25 protein-coding genes are annotated in these 25,417 nt (G+C 62.0%); 10 read left to right on the top strand and 15 right to left on the bottom strand.

The genetic code is table 11. From position 1 onward, the window contains the following. The first annotated feature begins 9 nt into the window (after positions 1 to 9). Complete coding sequence (locus AC1D0N_RS28605) at positions 10 to 1,176, top strand: acetate/propionate family kinase (RefSeq protein ID WP_477249619.1); 1,167 nt, start codon at positions 10 to 12, stop codon at positions 1,174 to 1,176. 552 nt (positions 1,177 to 1,728) lie between these two features. On the opposite strand, the gene AC1D0N_RS28610 is transcribed toward AC1D0N_RS28605, so the two are convergent. Next, on the bottom strand, positions 1,729 to 2,244 hold the full coding sequence (locus tag AC1D0N_RS28610; protein WP_477249699.1) for an N-acetyltransferase family protein: 516 nt from the start codon (positions 2,242 to 2,244) through the stop codon (positions 1,729 to 1,731). A gap of 71 nt (positions 2,245 to 2,315) precedes the next feature. Then, entirely contained in the window at positions 2,316 to 2,963 is a 648-nt protein-coding gene (locus AC1D0N_RS28615) for a helix-turn-helix domain-containing protein (RefSeq protein WP_477249621.1), read from the bottom strand. A gap of 214 nt (positions 2,964 to 3,177) precedes the next feature. Here AC1D0N_RS28615 and AC1D0N_RS28620 point away from each other — a divergent pair, with 214 nt between their 5' ends. The 4 genes from AC1D0N_RS28620 (at position 3,178) to AC1D0N_RS28635 (ending at position 6,284) form a co-directional block, all read left to right on the top strand. Further along, entirely contained in the window at positions 3,178 to 3,426 is a 249-nt protein-coding gene (locus tag AC1D0N_RS28620) for an exopolysaccharide production repressor protein (protein ID WP_477249623.1), read from the top strand. A gap of 87 nt (positions 3,427 to 3,513) precedes the next feature. Beyond that, on the top strand, positions 3,514 to 4,257 hold the full coding sequence (locus AC1D0N_RS28625; protein ID WP_477249625.1) for a metallophosphoesterase family protein: 744 nt from the start codon (positions 3,514 to 3,516) through the stop codon (positions 4,255 to 4,257). Positions 4,258 to 4,277: 20 nt separating this feature from the next. Further along, positions 4,278 to 5,684, top strand: coding sequence for a protein kinase domain-containing protein (locus AC1D0N_RS28630; RefSeq protein ID WP_477249627.1), 1,407 nt, complete (start codon positions 4,278 to 4,280; stop codon positions 5,682 to 5,684). A 93-nt stretch (positions 5,685 to 5,777) separates the two neighbouring features. Then, on the top strand, positions 5,778 to 6,284 hold the full coding sequence (locus AC1D0N_RS28635; RefSeq protein ID WP_477249628.1) for a hydrolase: 507 nt from the start codon (positions 5,778 to 5,780) through the stop codon (positions 6,282 to 6,284). A gap of 86 nt (positions 6,285 to 6,370) precedes the next feature. On the opposite strand, the gene AC1D0N_RS28640 is transcribed toward AC1D0N_RS28635, so the two are convergent. Continuing rightward, positions 6,371 to 6,706, bottom strand: a complete 336-nt coding sequence (locus AC1D0N_RS28640; protein WP_477249630.1) for an ArsR/SmtB family transcription factor — start codon at positions 6,704 to 6,706, stop codon at positions 6,371 to 6,373. A 227-nt stretch (positions 6,707 to 6,933) separates the two neighbouring features. Between AC1D0N_RS28640 and AC1D0N_RS28645 the strand changes: the two genes are divergently transcribed. The 4 genes from AC1D0N_RS28645 to AC1D0N_RS28660 all read left to right on the top strand — a co-directional run bounded on the left by AC1D0N_RS28645 (position 6,934) and on the right by AC1D0N_RS28660 (position 12,762). Next, positions 6,934 to 8,241: an NAD(P)/FAD-dependent oxidoreductase gene (locus AC1D0N_RS28645; RefSeq protein ID WP_477249632.1), complete on the top strand. Its 1,308-nt coding sequence runs from the start codon at positions 6,934 to 6,936 to the stop codon at positions 8,239 to 8,241. 154 nt (positions 8,242 to 8,395) lie between these two features. Continuing rightward, positions 8,396 to 8,596, top strand: coding sequence for a YgaP family membrane protein (locus AC1D0N_RS28650; protein WP_477249634.1), 201 nt, complete (start codon positions 8,396 to 8,398; stop codon positions 8,594 to 8,596). Positions 8,597 to 8,605: 9 nt separating this feature from the next. Beyond that, positions 8,606 to 9,568: an efflux RND transporter periplasmic adaptor subunit gene (locus AC1D0N_RS28655; protein WP_477249636.1), complete on the top strand. Its 963-nt coding sequence runs from the start codon at positions 8,606 to 8,608 to the stop codon at positions 9,566 to 9,568. After that, positions 9,565 to 12,762 carry an efflux RND transporter permease subunit gene (locus AC1D0N_RS28660; protein ID WP_477249638.1) on the top strand — a complete coding sequence of 1,066 codons (3,198 nt, stop codon included), beginning with the start codon at positions 9,565 to 9,567 and terminating at the stop codon, positions 12,760 to 12,762. Before AC1D0N_RS28655 ends, AC1D0N_RS28660 begins: the two co-directional genes overlap by 4 nt. Before the next feature lie 194 nt (positions 12,763 to 12,956). Here AC1D0N_RS28660 and AC1D0N_RS28665 read toward each other — a convergent pair whose 3' ends face one another. The 8 genes from AC1D0N_RS28665 to AC1D0N_RS28700 form a co-directional block, all read right to left on the bottom strand. Further along, positions 12,957 to 15,398 carry a heavy metal translocating P-type ATPase gene (locus tag AC1D0N_RS28665; RefSeq protein WP_477249639.1) on the bottom strand — a complete coding sequence of 814 codons (2,442 nt, stop codon included), beginning with the start codon at positions 15,396 to 15,398 and terminating at the stop codon, positions 12,957 to 12,959. A gap of 51 nt (positions 15,399 to 15,449) precedes the next feature. Further along, entirely contained in the window at positions 15,450 to 16,880 is a 1,431-nt protein-coding gene (locus tag AC1D0N_RS28670) for a multicopper oxidase family protein (protein ID WP_477249641.1), read from the bottom strand. Positions 16,881 to 16,929: 49 nt separating this feature from the next. Next, on the bottom strand, positions 16,930 to 17,598 hold the full coding sequence (locus tag AC1D0N_RS28675) for a methyltransferase family protein (protein ID WP_477249642.1): 669 nt from the start codon (positions 17,596 to 17,598) through the stop codon (positions 16,930 to 16,932). Positions 17,599 to 17,600: 2 nt separating this feature from the next. Further along, positions 17,601 to 17,924, bottom strand: a complete 324-nt coding sequence (locus AC1D0N_RS28680; RefSeq protein WP_477249643.1) for a DUF2933 domain-containing protein — start codon at positions 17,922 to 17,924, stop codon at positions 17,601 to 17,603. Between the two features lie 19 nt (positions 17,925 to 17,943). Continuing rightward, positions 17,944 to 18,414, bottom strand: coding sequence for a hypothetical protein (locus AC1D0N_RS28685; protein ID WP_477249645.1), 471 nt, complete (start codon positions 18,412 to 18,414; stop codon positions 17,944 to 17,946). After that, a complete protein-coding gene (locus AC1D0N_RS28690; RefSeq protein WP_477249647.1) occupies positions 18,414 to 18,692 on the bottom strand; it encodes a DUF5676 family membrane protein in 279 nt (92 codons plus the stop codon). Before AC1D0N_RS28690 ends, AC1D0N_RS28685 begins: the two co-directional genes overlap by 1 nt. A 12-nt stretch (positions 18,693 to 18,704) precedes the next feature. After that, positions 18,705 to 19,304 (bottom strand): CopM family metallochaperone, encoded by a 600-nt coding sequence (copM, locus tag AC1D0N_RS28695; protein ID WP_477249649.1) that lies wholly within the window; start codon positions 19,302 to 19,304, stop codon positions 18,705 to 18,707. A 169-nt stretch (positions 19,305 to 19,473) separates the two neighbouring features. Next, positions 19,474 to 19,866: a hypothetical protein gene (locus tag AC1D0N_RS28700; protein ID WP_477249651.1), complete on the bottom strand. Its 393-nt coding sequence runs from the start codon at positions 19,864 to 19,866 to the stop codon at positions 19,474 to 19,476. A gap of 212 nt (positions 19,867 to 20,078) precedes the next feature. Between AC1D0N_RS28700 and AC1D0N_RS28705 the strand changes: the two genes are divergently transcribed. Then, complete coding sequence (locus AC1D0N_RS28705; RefSeq protein ID WP_477249652.1) at positions 20,079 to 20,540, top strand: SRPBCC family protein; 462 nt, start codon at positions 20,079 to 20,081, stop codon at positions 20,538 to 20,540. A gap of 132 nt (positions 20,541 to 20,672) precedes the next feature. Here AC1D0N_RS28705 and AC1D0N_RS28710 read toward each other — a convergent pair whose 3' ends face one another. The 4 genes from AC1D0N_RS28710 to AC1D0N_RS28725 are packed head-to-tail and all read right to left on the bottom strand — an operon-like array spanning position 20,673 to position 25,134. Next, positions 20,673 to 21,869 (bottom strand): efflux RND transporter periplasmic adaptor subunit, encoded by a 1,197-nt coding sequence (locus tag AC1D0N_RS28710; RefSeq protein WP_477249654.1) that lies wholly within the window; start codon positions 21,867 to 21,869, stop codon positions 20,673 to 20,675. 4 nt (positions 21,870 to 21,873) lie between these two features. Next, positions 21,874 to 24,237 carry an ABC transporter permease gene (locus AC1D0N_RS28715; protein WP_477249656.1) on the bottom strand — a complete coding sequence of 788 codons (2,364 nt, stop codon included), beginning with the start codon at positions 24,235 to 24,237 and terminating at the stop codon, positions 21,874 to 21,876. 4 nt (positions 24,238 to 24,241) lie between these two features. Then, positions 24,242 to 24,949, bottom strand: coding sequence for an ABC transporter ATP-binding protein (locus AC1D0N_RS28720; protein ID WP_477249658.1), 708 nt, complete (start codon positions 24,947 to 24,949; stop codon positions 24,242 to 24,244). 41 nt (positions 24,950 to 24,990) lie between these two features. Then, positions 24,991 to 25,134, bottom strand: a complete 144-nt coding sequence (locus tag AC1D0N_RS28725) for a hypothetical protein (protein ID WP_477249660.1) — start codon at positions 25,132 to 25,134, stop codon at positions 24,991 to 24,993. Positions 25,135 to 25,417 lie beyond the last annotated feature (283 nt).

Below are 25,417 nucleotides of genomic sequence, written 5' to 3' on the forward strand. Positions count from 1 at the left end.
GATGGCTTCATGACCGATGCGATCCTTGTCCTGAACGGTGGTTCTTCGAGCCTGAAGTTCGCCGTCTTCGAAGGACGTGACCAACTTCCGTTACTGCTGCGCGGCAATGTCTCCTCTCTCGGCCATCAACCACGGCTGCGCGTCGAGGCTGCGGCCGGCAGGTCCAGGATCGACAGGAGCCTGGGCGAAGCACCGATCGATATGGACAAGGCGTTAGCGGCGGTTAGCTGCGTGCTCGCCGAAAACGATCTCCTGCGCCGCATCGACAGAGTGGGACACAGGATCGTTCACGGCGGCCGTGACTTCACGGAAGCGACGCTGCTCGATGAACGCACTCTCAAAGCCCTCCGCCTGCTCGAGCCGATGGCGCCCATCCACCAACGGATCAATCTCGAGATTGTCGCGATGGCCGCGGACCTCCTGCCGCAGGCCCTGCAGATAGGGTGCTTCGATACGGCGTTTCATTCAGGCCGGCCGGAGTTAGCCAAAATCTACGCGCTGCCACGCGCGATGACTGACGCGGGCATCGTGTCCTATGGCTTTCATGGGCTGTCCTACAGCAATATCGCTGCAAAGCTGCACGATCGTTACGGCGCTCGCGCCGGCGGACGCACGATCGTCGCCCATCTCGGAAGCGGCGCCAGCCTGTGCGCCATGGATGCCGGACGAAGTGTTGCGACGACGATGGGGTTTTCGACCCTGGACGGCCTGATGATGAGCACGCGTTGCGGCGCGCTCGACCCGGGGGTCATCCTCCACTTGCTGCAGGAGCGGCGGATGTCTGCGGGAGAACTGGTCACGCTTCTCTACGAGCAATCCGGTCTGCTCGGTGTGTCTGGAATATCTGGTGACATGCGAACGCTGATCGGCTCAGACGATCCCGCCGCCGCCGAGGCTGTCGACCTCTTCGTTTATCGCATCGGACGCGAGATAGGATCGCTGGCCGCTGCCATGGGAGGACTGGAAACGCTGGTGTTCACTGCCGGCATTGGCGAAAACGCGCCGTTGATCCGGCAGAGGATCAGCGTGGGCGCCGCCTGGCTCGGAGTCGGTCTCGACGAGGAGCGGAACCGAGGAGGCGAGGAGGTGGTCAGCACTGCGAATTCCCGCGTCGATGTCCTTGTCATTCCAGCGGATGAAGAAAGAGCCGTAGCCACGGAGATGCTCACCTTCTGAAGCGGGTGCGGGTTGATCTAGCTCGTCGACCACCCCTTCATCTGGCGGCCAATCCAGCGATGAACGCCCGCGCGCGGGCGCCAGTTCGAGGCAATGCTCCGATAATCCATCACAATACCAGCGCTTCGGCCTGTTGACTTGGATCAAGGCAACGAAACGCGGCTCGGCTTAGCTTTCTCATAAATGGAGAAGCTCGCATGCCTATCGAATCGACCGTAATCATAACCTCTGTGGTCCTCGCCTTCGTGTTCTTTTCGGCCGTATTGGCATTTGGGCAGATGACTTATAACCGCCCCGGCACGCCAGGCGCTCGCCGGCGAAACTAAGTTCTGGGGATGGTGATGAAGAAGAGTTGGTCGGGCTGCTTGTACCGTACAACGGGCCGTCGCCCTTACGTGAGGCGCGGATACTCAAGAAGGCCCTAGCGCTGCGTGAGGCGGCGTGCCGCCCTCCGCAGGTTCCCGAGGTGGCGCCTTGGGGCAACTAGCGATTGATCGCATGTCTTGCACGATGACTTGTCATCTTGCCTGTGACCGAAAGGGACCGCGGTAGCTAGGCGGCTGACCGCGCCCCCAGCTCCCGCCGAACCAGGACAAGCGTTGCATCGTCGGGATCGGTCGTGACGGTGAAACCCATGTCGCGCTCGACCTCGATCGCAGCACGGTTTTCACGGCTCTCGATCGACTCGATCGCTTTGAGGCCGAGTTCCTCGGCATATTTCGCAATATAGGTGAGCAGCTCCCAGCCAACGCCCAAATGCTTGCGATCCTGGCGAATGCAGATCGCAACCTCGCCGTTTCGATCGGCTCGATCGCTTGCCAGCGTCGCAACCGCGATCAGCATCCCGTCCGTCGAGAACGCCAGAAAATTGTGGATATGGGCGTCGTCTGAGCGCGTCATCGCCACCAGCCGATCATGCGAGACTTCCTTCACAGCGCCGAGAAAGCGGAAGCGCAGGTCGTCCGGGGTCACATGAGTGAAGAACTCGGCCAGCGTCGGCTCATCTTCAAGGCGCGCGCCGCGCACTTCGAAGCGAAAGCCGGTATGGGTGGTAAGTGTGTTGTCCATCGTCATCTGGTCCTTGAGCTGGGGGCGGTTCTGCGGCGTCATTGTCGTCTCTCTTGCGCAGGCAGGCGCCCTCATTCGCCCATGATCTGCAACACCTCCTGCTCGACGATTTCGATGCTGCGCAGGTTGAGCAGGCGGATGACGCCCTTGTCCTTCAGCCGGGTGAAGACCCGCGACACGGTCTCGATCGTGAGGCCGAGATAGTCGCCGATGTCCATACGCGACATTGGCAGTTCGACTTGCCGCAACCCGCCCTGCCGCTCTGCCATGTCGACCAGGAAAGCGGCGACGCGTTCGATGGCGTTCTGGCGGCCGAGAACCAGCAGATGCTCCTGCGCGCGGGTCAAACCCTTCAGCGCCAAGGGCAATAGTTGGCGGGACATGTCCGCCCCGGCAGTGAGCCGCAAAACGCGAACAGCTGTGGCGTTGATTGCCTCTGCGAAGAAATGATGTGTTGCGTCTGCCTCGAACCCGAATGTTTCACCGGCGAGGTGAAAGGCGCTGATCTGCCGGCGACCGTCGGCAAGCAGACGGTAGATGCGCACGGCGCCGAACTCGACCTGATAGAGGGCCCCAGCCTTCTCGCCCTGGGCATAGATTTCCGCGCCGGCAGGAAAAAAGCTCACTGGCTGCAGCGGCGTCGGGTCGAACGCGTCCGGCAGGCTTGGCTGCACAGAATGCGAGGGCAGTGAAATTCTGGAGCTCGTGTAGGCGTGCATGGCTGTTTTCCCGGTTGATCCGTGGCACAGCAATCGCGCGAATCCGCATGTCGCGAAATTCGGTTATATCCCTACGGGAAACTACCTAGTCGTGCGGATTGTTGATCTACATCAAGTGTCCAGGCGCGCCGGTCGCGTAAGTCCTCCTTCGCTTTGGGCGACAGCAATAGGGAGTCGTTTCGAATTCTTGCATCGGAACGGCTGGTGGGTAGCGATGTATCTTCCGCAGTTTGTGGTGGGAATGTTTGTCACCTCGACCATCGTCGCGGTGTGGACCTACGCGGCAACGGGCTCGGTCTGGACAGCGCTGGGCTGGGCGATTATCGACTTGGTCGTTCTGCAGGTCGGATACTTCGTCTTTGTCATGCGCCTGGTTTCCAAAGGCGCGACGGCAAACGCTGAAGCAGACTCGGCGTCACTCAGCCATGTTGCGCCACCCCAAAGAGACGGCACGTTGCCTTAGCCGTCCCCAATGATCGCGATGCCGCCGTATCAAATCAATCGCGGCACGCGCCTTGCCATGTTTTGCCAATCTCTGGGACAAGGTTGAATGCGCATCGCGATCCTGTCTGACATCCATGCCAATCGCGAGGCGCTCGACGCGGTCCTGGAAGCTGTTCACGAACGCGGTAGTCCAGACGAGTTGGTATTGCTCGGTGATCTCGTCGGCTACGGCCCCGATCCTATCTATGTGATCGAGAAGGCCGCCCATCTGATGGCTGACGGCGCGCTTTGCATCATGGGCAACCACGACGAAGCAGTGGCGCTGAACCTAAGCAATATGACCGAGAATGCGCGGTTCGCCGTCCAGTGGACTCATAAACGCATCGCTTCGGCGCATCTCGATTTCCTGGCGCGATTGCCGCTGTCGCTGCAATCCGAAGACCGCCTGTATGTGCACGCAAGTGCGGAGCGACCGGGAAAGTGGCCGTATATACGCGACGTGGACGCAGCGGAACGCTGCCTTTCGGCAAGCGACGCCCGCTTCGTTTTCTGCGGCCACACCCACATTCCCGCCATCTACTACGCGCTGCCCGGTCGCCGGCCGATGCATTTTCAGCCGCATGACAATGTCGCCGCACCCCTGTCGGAGATGAGACGGCACCTCGTGATCGCCGGCGCGGTCGGCCAACCGCGCGACGGCAACCCGGCGGCGTGCTTTGTTCTTGTCGACACGCAGCGGCAAGAGGTCACGATGGTTCGCGTTCCCTATGATCACGAAGAAACAGCCCGCAAGATCCACGCCGCCGGCCTGCCTGGATGGCTTGGCATGCGGCTGAAGATCGGCCGCTAGGCTTCAAGGAGATCTATTTGATGCGACGGTTTGAGGCAGGCGCGGTCATCGATGGTTTCGAACTGGTCGAAAAGCTTCCCTCCGGCGGCATGGCCTCGCTTTGGCGGGCGACCAACACGCTGTACGACTTTCCGCTTGTGCTGAAGATCCCTTTTCTCGACCCGGGCGCGGATGTTTCCGTCATCCTCGGTTTCGAGGTGGAGGAGCTGATCCTGAAACGCCTGTCGGGACCACATGTGCCGCGTTTCGCGGCATCTGGCAGCCTGGCGCAGGTTCCCTACATAGCCATGGAGTTCGTGGCCGGGAAGGGCCTTGCAGATATCGTCGGTAGCGCACCCCTGCCTGTGGGCGAGGTGGCAAGGATCGGCATCGAGATAGCGACGGCGCTCGCCGCCCTGCACCGGCAGAAGGTCGTACATCTCGATCTCAAGCCAGAGAACGTCATTCTCACCAAACGCGGCGCGGTGCTCCTCGACTTCGGGCTCGCTCGCCACGCGGAGCTTCCCGATCTTCTCGGCGCGGAAAGCTCCGTGCCGATGGGCACTGCCGCCTATATTTCGCCGGAACAGGTGCTAGGCGAGAGGTCCGATCCTGCAAGTGACCTGTTCGCACTGGGCTGCATCCTCTATCAGCTGGCTACGGGCGAGGAGCCGTTCGGGCGGCCGGCCACTTTCGCGGGGATGAAGCGCAGGCTCTATCATGCACCTAGGTTGCCGCGGGATATCAACGAGACCATTCCTCGGTGGCTGGAAGCCATTATTCTGCGCTGCATGGAAGTGGACAGGTCTCGACGATATGTCGAGGCGGCGCATGTTCTTTCGGATCTCAGCAACCCCGATCAGGTCGTGGTTGCCAGGCGCAAGCCACGGGACGAAGGGGTTTGGGCTTCGATAACGAGGTTGTTTCGCAAAACGGATGACAGAACGCGTGTCGGCAGGCCGACCTCGTCGAGGACACAGGCCGGACCGTCAATTGTTCTCGCGGCAGTCGATCTGGCCAATGGCAGTGATGCGCTGGCAGGCGAGGTTCTCAACGAGACCGCCCGCGTGCTTGCCTCGCGCGAGGATTCCTGGCTGGCCTGCGTGACGGTCCTGAAGACCGAAATCATCGGCGATACGCTGGCGACCGACGAAACAGGGCGCTCAGTCTACTTGAAGCGGCTCGTCGCGCTGAAGGATTGGGCCCATCCACTGCATCTGCCGGAAGACCGCATCAGCTATCATGTGCTTGAGGCGGTCAGCCCCGCCGATGCGATCCTCAACTACGCCGAGCACAACGACGTCGGACATATCGTCGTTGGAGCCCGGGCATCCTCGGCAATCCGCCGGCACCTCGGCAGCGTCTCGACCAAGGTCGTGGCACAGGCCCTTTGCTCGGTTTCAGTGGTCCGATTGAAGGCAGTCGAGGAGCAAGGGCGGCCGCTTTGATGCGCTTCGATCAGGATTCAGGGGCGTTTTGACAAGGATCAATGATGGCTGGGCTCATTGCCCGTCAGATGGCTGTTCAAACGGGGAATAGCCATGAAGACGAATGAGACTCCTCGATACGATGCGAGTGTCAATACAACCGGTTGCTGCCCCAGATTCAATCCCGAGGGTTGGGACAGCCAGGAACTGCACTTCAAGGACAAGCGCTTCGTCAAAGCTGCAACCCACAGCGTCATGCATATCCCGATGAACATGGGCAGCGTGTTCGCGCGCGTTAGCAAGCACATGGAAGACGCTGGCGCTTCCGACGAAGATCAGTTCATCGTGCTGAGCAGGGACATCTCACCCTGGAGCAGCGAGCATCTGTTTGCGGTTTCGAGGCCTGTCCCCGACGAGAAGATGACCACGCTGAGTGGAGACTTCATAACGAAGGTGTTCGAGGGGCCGTTTAGCCAGGCGAGGACTTGGGATAAGGAAATGCGGCAGATTGCGCGCGATCGAAACGCAGAGCCGGGCGACGTCTATTTCTTCTACACGACGTGTCCGAAATGCGCCAAAGCCTACGGGAAGAACTATGTTGTTGGCATTGCGGCCGTTTGAGTCGCGACGCGGGGACACCGTCTCAGGATGTGTTCGCCAGGGTCGGTGAGCGGGTGCTTCTCATTCGGCATGGCGGAGGTGCGAAGTCACCTGGACCTGATCTTCGCCGTCCTTGTCCCCGGATCGCAATAGATGCCGTAGAGCGTCTGCAGGATGAGCTCGACCTCGGTCGAGGCCAGCCGGTAATAGACCTGCTGGGCGTCGCGGCGCGTGTCCACGAGTTTGAGCGCACGCAGTTTTGAAAGTTGCTGTGAAAGCGCTGACTGATTCATATCGACCAGTTCGGCCAGTTCGTTGACGCTCGTCTCGCCGTCCAGCAGATGACAAAGGATCATCAGGCGCTTCTCGTTGGCCATCGCCGCGAGCAGCTCGGACGCGTCCCGCGCCATCTTGCCTAGCTCTGTGATTTTTATGTTGCGCATATGAACACATTATCATATTAAGATTTACAAATAATAATAGTTCGATGCCGGCGCCTGTCAAGCTGAAGGATTGATGCCTCACGGCAAATCCAGGCGGGCAGCTGCTTGACCCACATCAAGTCGCGGTCGGCTGCGATGGCGCAGGATCGGTCAATCCCGCTCCGTGGGCCTAGGAAACAGGAGCATCGGTGTCGCGCCGCAAGCGCCGCCGCAAAGGAGGAAAGAGCATGGCGCATGTTGTCGTCTTGGGTGCCGGACTGGGAGGCACCATCATGGCCTACGAGCTTCGCGACGAACTGGCCAAAGCACACAAGGTCTCCGTCATCAACAACGGCAGCCACTATTCCTTCGTGCCGTCCAATCCCTGGGTCGCCGTTGGCTGGCGCGACAGGCAAGCCGTCGAAATCGACCTCGCTCCTGTGCTGGCACGGCGCAACATTGGTTTTCATTCGCAGGGAGCCAGGCGCGTTCATCCGGTCGAACGCACGGTGGAACTCAACGACGGCTCATCCGTCGCCTATGACTATCTGGTGATCGCCACCGGCCCCGAGCTTGCTTTCGACGAGATCGACGGCCTCGGGCCGGAGCACAACACCCAGTCGGTCTGCCACATCGATCACGCGCTCAAGGCCAAAACGGCCTTCGACGCGCTCGTCGCCAAACCGGGTCCGGTCGTCATCGGTGCGGTCCAGGGCGCGTCCTGTTTCGGGCCGGCCTACGAATTCACCTTCATCCTCGACAAGGCGCTGCGCGACGCCAAGGTGCGCGATCGCGTCCCCATGACCTTCGTCACCTCGGAACCCTATATCGGCCATCTCGGCCTCGACGGCGTCGGCGATACCAAAGGGCTGCTCGAGAGCGAGATGCGCCAGCATCACATCAAGTGGATCTGCAACGCCAAGGTCGACAAGGTCGAGCCGGGCAAGATGTTCGTCCAGGAGATCGCCGACGACGGCTCGGTCAGGCAGGCGCGTGAGCTGCCGCTTACCTACGCCATGATGCTGCCAGCCTTCCGTGGCGTGGCGGCGGTGCGCGACATCGAGGGCCTCACCAACCCGCGCGGCTTCATCCTTGTCGACAAGCACCAGCGCAACCCGGCCTTCCCCGATATATTCGCGGTCGGCGTCTGCGTTGCCATCCCGCCGATCGGCAAGACGCCGGTGCCGGTGGGCGTCCCCAAGACCGGCTTCATGATCGAATCCATGGTCACGGCGACGGCGCGCAACATCGGTCGGCTGGTAAAGGGAGCGGAGCCCGACGCCCAGGGCACGTGGAATGCGGTCTGCCTCGCCGATTTCGGCGATTCCGGCGTCGCCTTCGTGGCGCAGCCACAGATCCCGCCGCGCAACGTCAATTGGTCGTCCTCCGGCAAATGGGTGCACGCCGCAAAGGTCGGCTTCGAGAAGTATTTCCTGCACAAGATCAGGACCGGCAAGTCCGAGCCCTTCTACGAGCGCCTCGCGCTGCAGGTACTGGGCATCGACAAGCTCAAGCAGATCAAGGTCGAGGTATCAGCGGATGTCCCGGGAGCCTGACCGGGGCAAGCCGCTGCGGCTGGGCTTTTTGCGAACGGCGGTTGGCGAGCGCGGCGAAGGCCCGAAATCGCCGGCGGAAAATCTGGCACCGCCTCTTGCGGTCAACGATAACATTCATATATCTAAATATGATCATATACAAATGGAGATGACGATGTCCCTCGACCGTTCCGTTCTCGCTTTCGCCGGCATCATGGTGCTTCTATCCGTCGTGCTCACTGCTTTTGTCTCGCCGCTGTTTGTCTGGCTGACCGTCTTCGTCGGGCTCAATCTGCTGCAGTCGGCGTTCACCGGCTTCTGCCCGGCGGCCATTATCTTCCGCAAGCTCGGCGTCAAGCCGGGATCCGCGTTCTAGGAGCGCGGAATGCGCAGGCTCTTCTTCCTCGGCGCGCTGCTGGCGTGCTCGCCGGCGGATGCCGGCACGCTAACGCTCGCCCCGACCATGGTGACCGAATGGAAGGCGGTCTATGGCCGTGTCGAGGCGCGTGACACCGTTCCGGCGCGCGCCCGCATCGGCGGCGTCATCGTCGATTTGGCGGTCACCGAGGGCGAGCTGGTCAAGGCGGGGCAGAAGATCGCTACCGTCCAGGACGATAAGATCGCCTTTCAGATCGCGGCGCTGGACGCGCAACTTCGCGCTCTGAAGGCACAGATGGAAACGGCGCAGTCGGAACTAACCCGCGGCCAGGCGCTGGTCGACAAGGGCGTCGTGACCGCGCAGCGCCTCGATCAGCTCCGTACCGAGGTCGACGTCGCGCGCAACCAGCTTGCCGCGACCGAGGCCCAGCGTTCGGTGATCGTGCAACAGGGCGCTGAAGGCGATGTCATTGCCCCAGGCGACGGCCGTGTACTGACCGTGCCGGTCACTCGCGGCGCGGTTATCATGGCCGGTGAAGTGGTGGCGACAATCGGCGGTGGCGGCGTGTTCCTGCGGCTGGCCGTTCCGGAGCGTTATGCGGCGTCCCTGAAACAGGGAGCTGCCATCCGCATCAATGCCGGCGGCAAGGAGTCCGCCGGTCGCCTCGCCAAGATCTATCCGCAGATCGACAATGGCCGCGTCATCGCCGACGTCGAGGTCGACAATCTGGATACCGAATTCATCGATGCCCGTGTCCTGGTCGAACTGCCGGTCGCCGAGCGCTCCGCGCTGCTGGTGCCGGCGTCGGCGATCCAGACCCGTTCGGGGATCGATTTCGTGCGCGTCGCCGCCAGCGGCGCACAGGCCGAGCGCGCGGTGGTAACCGGCGAGCGGACAAAACGCGCCGACGGCGACTATGTCGAGATCCTGACAGGCCTCGCGGCCGGCGATGTCGTAGTCACGCCATGAAAGGTCCTGCCTCGTTCGGTATCGCCGGCGCGCTGACGCGGGCCTTCATCGCCTCGCCGCTGACGCCGCTGTTCCTGGTAGCTGCCTTCGCCTTCGGGCTGGTGGCGCTGCTCACGCTGCCGCGCGAGGAAGAACCGCAGATTTCGGTGCCGATGGTCGATATCTTCGTACGCGCCGACGGGCTGAAGGCCGACGATGCCGTCAAGCTGATCACCGAACCGCTGGAGACGATCGTCAAGGGCATCAACGGCATCGAGCATGTCTATTCGCAGACGCGCGACGACGAGGTGATGGTCACCGCCCGCTTTGTCGTCGGCACCTCGTCGGATGCTGCTGTGCTGCGCGTCCACGACAAGGTGCGCGCCAACATGGACCGCATTCCCGTCGGCGTGCCCGAGCCGCTGATCGTTGGCCGCGGCATCGACGATGTCGCCATCGTCACGCTGACGCTGTCGCCGAAACCGGAAGCGGCGGCGCGCATGACCGCCAATGATCTCACCCGCATCGCGCGCGAACTGCGCACCGAGATCGCCAAGATCGACAATGTCGGCCTGACCTATCTGGTCGGCGAAACCGGAGAGATCATCCGCGTCAACCCGAACCCGGAAAAGCTCGCCCTCTACGGCGTGACGTTGCAGCAGCTCGCGGCCAAGGTGTCAGGCGCGAACAAGGCCTTTCCGGCAGGACGCGTGCGCAATCAGGGCGAGCAGATCGATATCGTCGCCGGCGAGACACTGGGCTCGCCCGACCAGATCGGCAACCTGCTGCTGACCTCGCGCGACAACCGCCCCGTCTATGTCCGCGATGTGGCCGATGTCGCCTTCGCCACCGACACCGGCGAAGCGCTGGTGTCCACGGTCACCGCGGTTGGCGCCGGCGTCGAGCGCGTGCCGTCTGTCACGCTCGCCATTGCCAAGCGCGCCGGATCAAACGCGGTCACCGTGGCCGACGCCATCCTGCACCGGGTCGCCCTGCTCCAGGGCGCGCTGATCCCCGCCGATTTGTCGATCGACGTGACGCGCGACTACGGCGAAACCGCCAACGACAAAGCCAACGAGCTCCTCTATCATCTCGGGCTGGCGACGATCTCGATCATCGTGCTGGTCTGGGTCGCCATTGGCCGCCGCGAAGCCATGGTCGTGGCCGTCGTGATCCCGGTCACCATCCTGCTCACGCTGTTTGCCTCGCGCGTCATGGGCTACACGCTGAACCGCGTCTCGCTGTTCGCGCTGATCTTTTCCATCGGCATCCTCGTCGACGACGCCATCGTGGTGATCGAGAACATCTCCCGCCACTGGGCGATGGACGGCGGCCGCGACCGCCGCCAGGCGGCGATCGAGGCGGTAGCGGAAGTCGGCAACCCGACCATCGTAGCCACCTTGACCGTGGTCGCCGCACTGCTGCCGATGCTGTTCGTCTCGGGAATGATGGGTCCCTATATGAGCCCGATCCCGGCCAATGCCTCGGCGGCGATGATCTTCTCCTTCTTCGTCGCGGTGATGGTGACGCCGTGGCTGATGCTGAAATTTGCCGGACGGGCGCCGGTGCATGCTGATCAGGATCATGGTGGTGGCGGTCTGCTTGGGCGCGTCTACACGACCGTCGCCCGGCCGATCCTGGCCTCGAAGAAGGCCAGTTGGGCCTTTCTACTCGCCGTCGGCGTGCTCACACTTGGCTCGCTCGCGCTGTTCTACACCGAGCATGTCACCGTCAAGCTGCTGCCATTCGACAACAAATCTGAACTCTCGGTGACCATCGACCTGCCGGAAGGGTCCTCCGTCGAAGCGACGGACGCGGTGGCGCAGGCGGTCTCCGGCATGGTTCTCGAACTCGACGAAGTGCGCTCGGCCCAGACCCATGCCGGGACCGCGGCCCCCTTCAACTTCAACGGCCTCGTCCGGCACTCCTTCTTGCGCAGCGAGCCGCAGCAGGGCGATGTCGCGATCAATTTGCTGCCGAAAGCCAACCGTACCCGCTCCAGCCATGAGATCGCGCTCGACGTCCGCCAGCGCATCGCCACGATCCCCTTACCGGCAGGCACCAGCCTGAAGGTCATCGAGCCGCCGCCAGGCCCACCGGTGATGGCAACCTTGCTGGCCGAGATCTACGGACCTGACGGCGAGACGCGCCGCAAGGTCGCCGCAAAGATCGAAGCGGCGTTCCGCTCCGTGCCCTTCATCGTCGACGTCGACAATTCCTGGGGACAGCCGGCCCGCCGGCTGCGCGCCACGATTTCCACCGACGATGCAGAGTTCTTCCATGTCGAGGAAAGTGACGTCTTCGACACGCTCGCCATCCTCAATGGCGGCGAGACTGTCGGCTATTCGCATCGCGGCGGCGGCCGTCAGCCGATCCCGATCCGCATCGAGCGGCCGAAGGGCGAAAGGACGCTCGACGAGCACTTCCTGACCACGCCCATTCCGGCGAATGTACTGCCTGGCGACCGCGGCGTGGTCGAGTTGGGCGACGTCGTGCGCGTGGCGCCGGAACGCGCCTCCTTCCCGGTGTTCCGGCACAATGGCCGCGCCGCCGAAATGGTGACAGCCGAACTTGCCGGCAGCTTCGAGGCACCGCTTTACGGCATGCTGGCCGTCAGCAAGGCCATCGACGCGCAGGACTGGACCGGCCTGCAGAAACCCGCAATCTCGCTGCACGGCCAGCCGGAGGATGAGAGCCGGCCGACGCTTCTGTGGGACGGCGAATGGGAAGTCACCTGGGTGACCTTTCGCGACATGGGCGCAGCCTTCGGCGTCGCGCTGCTTGGCATCTACATCCTTGTCGTCGCCCAGTTCGGCTCGTTCAAGGTGCCGCTGGTGATCCTAACGCCGATCCCGCTGACCTTCATCGGCATCCTCGGCGGACACTGGCTGTTCGGCGCGCCGTTTACCGCGACCTCGATGATAGGTTTCATCGCGCTGGCCGGCATCATCGTGCGCAATTCGATCCTGCTGGTCGACTTCATTAGGCACGCGGCATCACCGGACAGGCCGTTGGGTGACGTTTTGATCGAGGCCGGCGCGATCAGGTTCAAGCCAATCCTGCTGACAGCGCTTGCCGCCATGATCGGCGCGGCGGTGATCCTCACCGATCCGATCTTCCAGGGTCTCGCGATCTCGCTGTTGTTCGGCCTGGCCTCCTCGACGCTGCTGACCGTGCTGGTGATACCGGCGATCTACCGGGTGCTGCGGACGTGATCGTGGCGGCGAGCGCATTGCCGAAGAATGCTGGCAGGTAAGACAATGCCTCCGACTGTGTTGGAACTTTCTACTGCCGCCGTCGATGCTGTAGCGCTGGGCGGTGCACTCCTTTGGCCGTCCGTGAGTGGCTTCTTCCAGTTCGAAGCAAGCTCAGCATCGCTAACACGGGGAGGGAGCTTTCGTGGGCACGCTCATGCCCGGACTTCACCCGGGCGCTCATGGCCGATGCCTTCGAGTATTGACGGGGCCGCAGGTCGAATGCCTTCGAGCCTGGTTCGCTTGAGCAGCAAGGCGTTGACGGCCACGAGAGCCGAGCTGCCTGACATTGCCAGCGCCGCAAGCTCGGGGCTCAGCAGGAACGGGTAAAATACGCCGGCCGCGATCGGGAAGGCGATGAGATTGTATCCGACCGCCCACCACAGGTTCTGGTGCATCTTGCGCAGCGTGGCGCGCGAGAGCGTCATCGCACTGACCACATCGTATGGATCGCTCTTCATCAGCACGATGTCGGCGCTCTCAATGGCGACGTCGGTGCCTGCACCGATCGCAAATCCGACGTCGGCTTGCGTCAGGGCTGGCGCGTCGTTGACGCCATCGCCGACCATGCCGACCTTGAGGCCTTGCCCTTGCAGTTCCTTGATCTTCTCGGCCTTCTGCCCTGGCAAGACATCGGCCAGGACGATGTCGATGCCGAGTTCGTCAGCGATGCGCTTGGCGGTGCCAGCGTTGTCACCCGTAAGCATCGCCACACGAACACCCTGGTCGTGCAATTTGGCAATTGTTGCGATGGCCGTCGGGCGCGGCGTATCGGCGATCGCGATCAATCCGAGCAGCTTGCCGGACCGCGCGACATGAATAACGGTGCGGCCTTCGCCCTTGAGCGTCTCGGCTTTTTCGCCCAGCGCCAGAAGATCAATCTTCTGCTCGTCCATGAGGCGCCGGTTGCCGAGGAAAACCGGACTCCCTCCGATGGCGGCACCGGCGCCCTTGCCTTCGATATTCAGAAAGCCCGAAACCTTAGGAAGCTTCAAGTCTCTGGCCCGCTCGACAATGGCGAGGGCCAGCGGGTGATCCGAGCCCTGGTCCACGGCAGCTGCGACTTGCAGAACCTCGTCGGACGAAACGCCGGCAGCCGGGACGACTTCGACGACCTTGGGCTGGCCCATGGTGAGTGTGCCGGTCTTGTCGAAGACGATTACGTTGAGCTTGGTCGCCTCCTCAAGAGCGGCGGCATTCTTGAACAGAATGCCGTTTGAAGCGCCAAGGCCGGTGCCGACCATGACAGCCATCGGCGTGGCGAGGCCGAGCGCATCGGGACAAGCGATGACGAAGACGGTTATGGTCAAGGTCATCGCGAACAGCAGAGGCTGGCCGAGCCACAAGAACCAGATGGCGAAGGTGGCAAGCCCGATGAGGATCGCAGCGAGCACCAGCCATTGCGAAGCGCGATCGGCGAGTAGTTGTGCCGGCGCCTTCGAGTTCTGAGCCTCCTGGACCAGCTTGACGATCTGGGCAAGCGCAGTGTCGGCACCCACCTTGGTAGAGCGGTAGCGCAGCGTGCCGCTCTTGTTGATGGTCGCCCCGATGACCTTGTCGCCGACCTTCTTGGTCACCGGCATCGACTCACCCGTCAGCATCGATTCGTCGATCGTCGACGTGCCCTGGACCACCTCGCCGTCGACCGGAAGCTTGTTGCCGGGCCGCAGGACCACGATGTCGCCGAGCACGACGTCGGCGGTCGCAACCTCGACCTCCTTGCCATCGCGGAAGACTGAGGCCCTGGGCGGGGCGAGGTCAAGCAAGGCCCTGATCGCGGCCGAGGCTCCGGCGCGAGCGCGCATCTCCAGCCAATGGCCGAGCAGGATGAACACGAGCAGCACGCTCGCCGCCTCGTAGAATTGCTGCGCCTCGAAGAAGAAGGTCGCGCCGACGCTGAATAGATAGCCAGTGCCCACACTCAGCACCACCAGCACCGCCATGTTGAGGACGCCGTTGCGAAGGGCTCGCCAGGCGGCGACCAGGAAAGGCCAGACCGGATAGAGGATCGCGGCGCTGGCGAGGAAAAACATCGCAAGGTCTTCGCTGAGACCGAAGGGCGGACGCAGCCAAGGCTCGCCCAGACCCATCGGCTCCATGGCGAAAATCGGCATCGCAAAGACCAGGCTGATGAAGAAGCGGTTGCGCATGTCCTTGACCATGCCCTGCATGTCCATGCCGGGGCCGTGGCCCATCTCATGAGCCATGGCGTCGTGCGGCGCCTTGTCTGCAATCGTCCTCTCGCCCGCTGGAGCCGGCCCGATCATGGCGGCGTGCCCCCCATGATCGGGCTCGGCGTGATCGTGCCCGGCGTGCCTGGCGGTCGCGCGCGGATGCCCCGGCGGAATCGCCATGCTGTCAGGAATGCACAGATGCCGCGGCGCGACCTCGCCGCGGCAATGGAAACCGCAGGCCTTGATTTCCCGAGCAAGGGCTCCCGGGCTCGTCTGCCCCTCGTCAAACTCGACGCTCGCGGTCGTCGACCCCGCGTTCATCGCGACACTGGCGACTCCGGGCAGAACCGCGAGACGTTTTTCGACCGCTGCGAAATCCATTATCCCGACAAGGTCGCGCACTTCCAGATTGATCTTCTTCATCACGTTCTCCGTGCTGCGGTTCGTGGCGGCAATCGCTCCGCCCGCGGTGTCTCAGCTTCGGTAGGCGAAGGTCGACATCATGCCGCTCGCCATGTGGTAGAGATGGTGACAGTGGAACGCCCATTTGCCGGGATTGACCGCATCGACGGCGATGGTGATCGAGCGCATCGGCGGCATTAGCACGGTATCGCGAACAGCGCCCTGAAAGCGCTGCCCGTCAATCGCGACTACCTGGAAATGGTGGCCGTGAAGGTGCATTGGGTGAGCCATCATGGTGTCGTTGCGCAGCGTGACCTCGACCCGATCGCCCTTGTCGACAAGGATGGGCGCACTGGTTTCGAGTCCCCAGCGATAGGCAGACATATCGCCGGTCAGCGCCATTTCGAATGTCTTTTCCGCAGGGCGTGATGCTAGCGGCGCCATTGCCCGAAGTTGCGCCTCGAGCGCCAGGTCAAGAACCGGAGCGTCGACATCAGCGGCCGGCCCGATCTTGGCCACCGCCGCCCCTGCCGGACGCAGGACAATCCCAGTGCGTTCCTTGCTTCCCTCGCGCAGCGCAAAGATTGGAAAGGAGGAGCCAAGGTCGCGCGGCACCTGCACGCGCACGTCGATGCGCTGGCCCATCGTCATTGGAAACTGCCGGCCCCTGACCGGTTCGACAGGCTGACCGTCGACCGCGATCAGTTCGGCGTCAAGCTCGCCGAAATCGATTGTAAACGCCGTCGCGGTGGCGCCGTTGATGATCCGCACGCGCACGCGTCCGCCCCGTTCGACCGGCACGATCTCGGGGTCGTTCAGGGACCGGTCATTGGCCAGATAGGCGTCATACTCGATGTCATTGATATCCATCACCATGCCGCTATCCTTCATCCCTGTCATGGCGTCGGTCTTTGCTCCCGACATATCCATGCCGTCCATCAGCATGGAGCCGCCGGTGTTCTTGCTCTGCAGCGCGGCCAGCAGTTCCTGAGGCGATGAGAACGAGAAATCGTGGAGCAGGACAACAACCTCCTGCTCATCCTTTGCGTCATCGGCGGGATCGGCGACAATGAGCGGAGCCGCGAGCAGCAATTGTTCCTGCAAGGTATGGGCGTGCATCCAGAAAGTGCCTGGCCCGCCGACCGGAAATTCGAAGCTCCGATCGACCTTGGCGCCGATGAGCGGCAGTGGCGCGTCGGCGACGCCGTCGCTGGGCCACGGCGGCGTCAACCCGTGCCAATGTATGATCGTCGGCTCGGCAGTCTCGTTTCGAAGCAGCACGTTGAAGGCTTCGCCCGCCCGCAAGCGCAGGCCAGGCGTGCCGTCGGCCCTTTGCAGGCCGAAGACGCTTGCGGCCTTGCCGTTCACCTCGATCGTGCGGCGTGAGATGCCGAGCGTCTGGCCGCCTGACTGACTGGCGGAGGCTGCCGCGAGCAAGGGCGATGGGATCGCAAAAACTGCGGCGCCTGCAACTGCGCCCTTCAGGATATCCCGGCGTTTCATATCGTTTCCTTCTCTTCGATTGGGAATTTCGTTGTGTCGTTCAGCACACTCAGGGCGCGCGGCGCTCGCGGCGGGAACCGAACAGCCTAGCCAAATGCGGGAAGAAGGCCGGCACGCGTGCTGCATAACGGTCGTATGCGTCCCCGAATTCCTTTCTTGCTTCACGCTCTTCGATGAAGGAAAGCCGCACATACATGCCGACCAGAATGGGGAACATCGCCAGCGTCAGCAGCGTCGGCCATTGCGCGAGAAATCCCGCCATAACGAGGACGAAGCCGACATATTGCGGATGCCGGATGGAGGCATATGGACCGCCTGTTGCGAGGCGATTGTGATGTTGCGCTTGGTAAAGCACCCTCCACGCGCTCGAGATCAGCATGAATCCGCCGCCGATCAGGAAGAAGCTGAGAACGTGGAAGGGGCCGAAATGTGGATTGAGACGCCAACCGAACATCATCTCCGAGAGGTGACCGGCATCATGCGAGAACCAGTCGATGCCGGGGTATCGTGATTGCAGCCACCCCGAGAACAGGTAAATCGTCAGGGGAAAGCCATACATCTCGGCAAACAGTGCCACCAGGAAGGCGCTGAATGCGCCGAAGGAGCGCCAGTCGCGGCCGGTTCGCGGCTTGAAGAAGCTGAATGCGAACAGGATGAAAACCGCCGAATTGATTATGACCAGGCCCCAGAGGCCGTAGGCAGGAGATTGCTCGACCATCGTCATGCTCCTTTGTGGTGGGTGGTGCCGTCATGCGCGCCCGGCTCGGGTTCCTTGTGCCTGCCATGGCCGCCGTGACCGCCATGCCCGCGGTGGCCACCATGCATGAAAATGTGAAGCAGAGGACAGGCGAGCAGCAGCAGAAACGGAAGGACACCGAGGGTATGGGCCCAGTGCTCCGTGAGCAGGAAAAACGCGGCGATCAGCAGGAAAGCCATCGTAACCAGGCCGGTCTTAGAAGTCCAAAATCCGCCAGTGTCGGCCTCCGGTTCAGGTCGGGGCCCGGTCGGCGGATCGGACATGCGGTAAACGTTGTTGGTATTCATGGGATGGGTTCCTTATTTGTCAGCGATTGTCATTGCGGGAGCTTTCGAGCCCATAGGCGATGAGGCTCACGGCCCAGACCAGCGCGCAGGCGAACAGTGGCCACCTGAAGTCGGAGCCGATCGTGAAATTGACCACCGACATCAAGCCGATGGATGACGCTCCTCCGACCAGAGCGCCGGCCACCGCGACCGGATGGCGCGCGCGGAACGCGGTGATTGCCAGCGTAATCAGGAGAACACCGGTGGCCAAGGCGTAGCCGCCGAGCACCCGGAAAACCTGGGTGAGCCACATGGCAAGACGCGGACCGATGGCTTCGAGCTCGGCAACCGAGAGGTTCATATAGCGGACATCCTCGGGCAATAATGGTGGCCTGAGGGCGATGAAATACAGTCCGATGCCGGCGATGATCATCCCCGCCAGGGCAAGAGTGACGGACGACGTCGTCCATGGTTTGACTGTGGCTTTCATGGGCTGAACCTTGACTTGCATTACCGGCGCCCCGTGGCGACGACATTGTAGATCGAGGCATAAACGACACCCGCCAGCAGCCCGACGATGCCAAGCCCGAGAACGCCGTAGAGAACACGGACGGGGCTTATCGGCGCCGTAGACCTGACCGCGCTGAGGTCTAGCCCGTGCATGATGGCGCCGAAGAAATCGAATGTTGCCTCTGGCCAGATGGCGACAGCCAAAGCGCAGAGCATGCTCATCAGGGCCGACGTCACGCCCAGAGCAATGCCGACGGACAGGACGCTGAGTTTGTCCATGTCTTCCTCCTGTCACTTCGCGTGTTGCTTGAGCCATTCCTGCATGGCGGCGATCTCGGCCTGCTGAGCCGTGATGATCTGATTGGCCCAAACCTTGACCTGATCATCCTTGCCGAATTGCAGAACCGCACGGGCCATGTCGATCGCCCCCTGGTGGTGCGGAATCATCGCCTGGACGAAGGCGACATCGGGATCGCGGGCCTGGATGCCCTGCATCATGGGTGCATCCATTCGCTTCATGGCATCCATGTATGCCCTTGAGGACTCGGGCATGTCGGCAGAGTCCATCGGCATGTTCGTCATGCCGCCTTGACCCTGCATCATTCCCCCCTGCATGCCGCCTTGCCCACCCTGCATCATCTGCTGCATCATCGGCATCATTTGCTGCATCATGGGAGCCATCTTCTCCATCATGGGCATCATCTTCTGCATCGTGGACATCATCGCCGTGCACTGCTCGGGTAACCCGCCCGGCATCGCCTGTGCGGCCGGAGCAGCTATAGTGGCTTGCGGCGCATCGGCCGCCGGATGGTGCGGATCGGTCTGGGCAAATACCGCGCTTGAAAGAGTTGTGAATGCTGCAAACGTGATCAATCGAAGGTGAGTTTTCATGACAGTTTCCTTGTCGTTGATGTGAGACCGGCGAGCGAACTCCGAAGATAGGTGCGCAAAGCAGCCCGAGCGCTTCTGCCGGGTTGTGGTTTTGCTGATCGTTCTCGCGCTATGCGCCTAGACGGAGACCGCTGGATTCAACAGCCCCCGTGGCCGCGAGCACGCGATATCAGTCGAAGATCTGGGGAGGTTGCAGGAGGGCCTCGGGGTCGATACCCGTTTCCAGGTGCGGCTTACCCGCCATGAAGCGGATGGCAACCTGTGCGTCATCGAGAACGTCGCATTCGCTCGCGGAAATGACTGGAGCACAGCAGCCGAAGCCGGTCGAATGCACGCAACCCAGGCACTCATCACATGGGGCGCGATGATGGTCCTGGTCGGTGAGAGCGACGTGACCTGCCACCTTGTGCGGGGCGCGCGCCGAGAGTGTCGCAACGCTAGCTGTGACACCGGTAAGAGCGGCCGTTGCGGAAGCCTGCTCGACAACACCGGCAACGGCCCCGGCCGCGATCAGGAGGATCACGGCCAGCAATAACCGAAGCTGAGCCAACGCGATTTTCATGCATTTAGTCTAGCCCAACTGGGCTCTGCCACTTTGACGCAAATCAAGGCCGTGGCTGCGAGAGGGCGCTTAAATCTGCAGGTCTTCATCCGATACGGATCGGACTGTTTTCTTAGATCTGTCCTGAACCAGGATGAACCCGAGGTGAGACAATGCCAGCAATGTCCCGCTCCACAGAGACTATCGTCGGGATAGAATCCGCAGCCGAGACCGTGTTCGCCTATCTCGACGACCACAGGCATCTGGGTGCCCACATGAGCACCTCGTCATGGATGATGCTCGGTTCGAAAATGGACTACGAATTCGATGCGGGCGAAGCCCGCTTGATCGGCTCCAAGTTCGGATTCCACGGAAAAATACTTGGAATTGCGCTATCTGCCGAACAGGTGGTTACAGTCCGGACGCCGCCAAGACTGAAGGTCTGGGAGACCATCGGAGCGCCAAATCTCTGGGTAATCGGCCGCTATCGCATGGGTTTCCAAATAATGCCCGAAGCGAGAGGGTGCCGGCTTCGAGTCTTCATTGAATACGACCTGCCGGAGGCGGTACCGTCCCGTTGGCTTGGCGTGATCTTTGCGAATGCATACGCGCGCTGGTGTACTGGCCGGATGGCGAAAGACGCCGCCCGCTATTTCGAGACTGCGGGGGCGCAGGCAGTCCCTTCGATGGGCTGAGCGAGGCCAGCGTCGGCTTCGAACCGTGTGCCTTGCTCTCCTGGAAATCAGTGCGCGGTTTGGCGAGAATTCAATCGAGTGCAGGCAACGGAAGCCGTGGTGGGAAGGTCGGACTGCCGATCCGCCACGAATTTAGTTGCGTCTCTCCACGAGGCCACCGTCGACAAGGGTGTCGGAAGGGTGGACGATAACGCTGGCTCCAGGCTTCAAGCCCGACAGCACCTCAGCGACATCGTCATTCATTTGGCCAATTTCCAGGTCCACTTGGTGGGCGCGACCATCCTCAACAACAAAGACGTTCCACCGATTGCCGTTTCTGAACAGTGCTCCGATCGGCAGCTGCACACTTTCAGCGGACTCCCAGACGGTCAGTTCGACGAACACTCGGTAGTTGTGGCCGAGCCGTCCGTCCGTATCATCCAAATCCAGAACGACGGTAACCCTCTGTTCTTCGATCCCGAGCGCCGAAACTTTGGTGAATGCAGCTGGATCGACGCGCCTCACTGTCGCACGCAGCGGACGATCGCCGCCCCAGTCGCTGATCTCAGCTTTTGTCCCTGGGGCGATGCGAACTGCGTCAGTTGACGTCAGGTCGACAGCAACCTCGAGATCATTGACGTTGCCGATCTCGGCAATCTTGGCGCCAGCCGCCACGGCTTGTTCGCTCCTTGCCATGACGGCAAGAACGGTTCCGTCGATGGGAGCGAGAAGATTGACGCAGCACCTTTCACCGGTCGGGTCGGCTGGATCGGGCTGCAGCAGGCGTGCCTCAGCGTTCGCCAGTTCAGCGTTTCTAAGCCCGATGACGGCTTTCGCCGCATCGACCGCGGTCTTCTGCAGGTCGACTTCGTTGGTGAGCTTCTGCAAGGCGCTCTCCGAGACAAAGCCGGAACCGAAGAGTTTGAGTGCCCGCGCCAACTCGTCCTCGGCAAGCTTCAACGCCGATTGCGCGCGCTGCAATTCGATCTTGGCAACACCGACACCAGCGCGCGCCGCGTCGCGGCTGGCAAGCAGCTCGGCTTCCGCACGTCGGTCGATCAGTGGCGGGTCGAGCGGATGGATGGCCGCGACAATCGTGTTGCTTGCCTTCACCACATCGCCTTCATTCACCACCGTGCGCGTCAGATGCCCCGCAATCGGCGCCGATACCGTGTAGACGTCGCGCACGCGCGTCATACCATCTTCGCGAATCGTGACGCGCATCGATGCTGCGGTGACTTTGGCCAAATCCACCAACGCCGGCTGCTCGCGCAAAGCCCAGCCGAAGCCTGCAACCAGCGCAACCGCGAGGAGCGCAAGTCCAGCGCGTTTCATCCAGATCGACTTCATAGGACTAATCCCTTGTCTTGAGCACGCGCACGAGGTCCAGGCTGTCAATGCGACGCCGAACGATCAGTGCCGAAAGCATGGCCACGGCCAGCACAACCAGGCTGGCAAGCGCGAAAGTGGAACGATTGATGACGAACGGAATGCGGAAGAGGTCGCTCTCGAAGCCTCTGACGACAGACCACGAAAGGAGATAGCCGAGGATCCAGCCGAGCGGTTGCGCCAGACCGACGATGGTGGCCAGCTCGATGAGCAGGACACTCGAAACCTCACCCCTGGTGAAGCCGAGCACGCGCAGGCCGGCGAGTTCGCGCGCGCGCTCGGAAAGCTGGATACGGGCCGAATTGTAGACGACGCCGAAGGCAATGATGACGGCAAGCGCCGTATAGACGCTGGTCATGATGGTGATGTTCTCTCCAATCGTCTCGCGGAAGCGCTGGCGCGATATGCCCTGCAGCGCGATCGAGGCGATGGCGGGCGTCTGTTTGATGGTGGCGTAAAGGTCACCCAGGCGTGCCGGATCGATCGCTATCCTGACGCCGGAAATCCGTGGTCCATCGCCGGCCAGCCGGTCGAGCGCCTCGGCCTGCATATAGACGGAAAGGCCAACATAACTCTGAACGATGCTGGTCACAGGAACGCGAGCAATTTGGTGAGCCCGTTCGAGAAACTCGACCTCAGCCAAGTCTCCGATACGCAGGTCAAGGAGCGAGGCGACCCGTTGAGACAACATGAGGCCGGCCGGAGGCGGTTCAACCGGATCAAGATCTAGATCGAGAACGCGCGCGAGGTCAGCTCGGTGTGGAATGCTAGAGATCACCAACCGGCGTTCGCGATGACCGTGGCGCAGAACCACCGCTGTTGCGCGGAACGGCTCGGCGCGCAGCACTCCCGGCATGGCAGCAACCGACTGCAGGGCGCGTGGCGATTGTTCGACGCTGAACGACAACGTCGCGTCCTGCCGCTCGGCACGGAAGAAGACGGTGTCGACCATGAATGCTATGGAATCGAAGGAGAACAGCGCCGTCACAAGCAGAGCGACGGCGAGGGAGGTCCCCAACGTCGTCAGCAACGAGCGCAAAGGCCAGCGCACGAGATGCCTGAATGCCATGATGGTCAATTGCGAAAACGCTGAAAGAAGTCGGCCATCGCTCGTGAGCAACGCCCGGTATCGGACCGGGGCTGGTGGTTGCATTGCGACCGCCGGCGGAAGCTCCACGACGCTCCAGATCGCGCGTGCCGCACCCAACAGCGCCGCCAGCGCGCTCGTAGCGGCTGCGATGGCATACAAGTCGAGACTTTGCTGGAAGATCAGAAAAGGAAAGGAGAAGAACCGCGCATAGAGGGTGGTAAGGCCATGGCCGAGCCAGTTGCCGGCACCGGCGCCGACCGCGATGCCGATGAATGCGATCACCAGCGTCAGTTTGGCATAGTGCCAGCCAATTGCCTCCCAGCCGTAGCCGATGGCCTTCATTAGTCCGATCTGCTCGCGTTCCAGCACGATCAGCCGTGACAGGATCATGTTGACCAGGAAGGCCGACACAAAAAGGAACACCGGCGGGATGACGGTCGCCATGGCGCGGAGCTGGATCAGCTCATTGTCGAGAAAGGCGTGGGATATCTGGTCGGCGCGCCCATAAGCACCGGTTCCTCCGAATGGCTTCAGGATACGGTCGACGGCATCCTCGATAGCCGGAACGTTGGCACTGCGCTGCGTGCGTATGGAAACATCGTTGAATGCTCCACCCATGTCGAAGATGCCGGCAAGCACGGTTCGGGGCATGAAGAAGACGCCGAAGCGCCGCGGGTCTGGCACCATGTCGCCAGGGCCGAGCGCATAGATGTATTCGGGCGTGAGCACGATGCCGGTGACCGTGAGCGTCCGCTTGTGGCCGTTCAGGATGGCATCGAACCTGCTGCCGGGCGCTATGCGGTGTGCGGTCGCGAAACGCTCGGTCACCGCTACCTCGCCCGGCCGTCCGGACTCAGGCAACCGGCCGATGCGCATGTAGACCCTGTTTGCGGCGGGCTCGCCGCGGTCGGGGATCGAGACGGCGATGCCGGTTGCCGGCTCGGCCATGCCGGGCAGGTCCAGCAAAACTGGCTCGACGATGCGCAATTCGAGTCCGCTCACTCCGGCGATCGATGCCATGCGCTCGCGAAGATGCAGCGGCGCGCGTGTAAGCCCGGAGAATACGGTGGCGAACCTATAGCGGTCGTAGAATGCCTCGCGGGTCTGCTCCAGCGAACGATAGGCGCCAACGGCGATGACGATCGTTGCGACGCCGCAGGCCATGACGAGCGCGATAGCGAGAACCTGCGCCCACATCCGTAGGAGATCACGCAAAAGCTTGCGATCGAGAACCGACATGACGTTACCAGCTTACTTCGGAGGGCCGTGCCCGCTGGTCGTTGATGGCGACATCGGCAATGCGACCGTCCCTGAAGGTGAAGACGCGATGCGCGATCTGCCGGATACCGGCATTGTGGGTGATAATGGCCATCGTCGTCTTCATCTCCTCGTTGATCCGCGACAGCGCTTCGAGGACCAGAACACCTGTCTTTGAATCAAGGGCGCCGGTGGGCTCGTCGCACAGCATCACTTCCGGGCGCTTGGCGATTGCGCGGGCAATCGCCACCCTTTGTTGCTCGCCGCCGGAGAGCTGGGCGGGGAAATGCGTCATGCGGTCTTTGAGCCCGACCATCTCCAGTGCCTCCTCGGGCTTCATCGGATTGGACGAAATCTCCGTGACCAGCGCGACGTTTTCCCAGGCGGTAAGGCTTGGGATCAGATTGTAGAACTGGAAGACGAAGCCGACATGATCGCGCCGGAAGCGCGTGAATTGCCGCTCGGAAAAGGTGGTCAAATCCTGGTCGCGAAAGCGCACCTCACCCGCGGTCACCCGATCAAGCCCGCCCATGATGTTTAGCAGCGTCGACTTTCCGCTGCCAGACGGCCCAAGCAGGACGGCGATCTCTCCCTCATAGAGGTCGAGATCGACACCGCGCAGGGCGAAAACCTCGACCTCGCCGCTGCGGTAGACCTTGGTCACCCCATGGGCGGAAAAAATCGGAGCTTGCATGCTTGCCGGCCTTGTGTGCGACCCACCGATTGTCACGGCATTCATGGCCGGACACCTTGACGTTCATCAAACCTTGCCGCCGATAGTTGGGGCGGCTTCTGCCATGCCAAATTCTGGGCATAGGTCGTTCGCGGCGCTGCAGGGGAATCGATGTCCAGCTGAACCATGATGGTGTTGAAGAGCATTTTCGTGCCTCCTGCAGAATCTTGAACAGGATCACCATGAAGCCCAGTCTCCCGCCTTGATGCCCGTCAAACTGATGTTGGCATCGACACGGGCAGGGACCTGCTGCTAGCCATTTTGCAATTCCGGCACCGGGCACGGACAGCAAGGCAATCTCGACCTCAGCAGGCATGCCGGCGGTACAATGCAGCGAAATCCACACCATGGCAGACGCGGCTGTAGCCTGGGGCAGGTCTTCGACAGCACCGCTCACCTCTTTGTTTTCCGCAGTTCGGGACGCAAAAC

The organism is Mesorhizobium sp. P2_E10 (genome assembly GCF_056404235.1).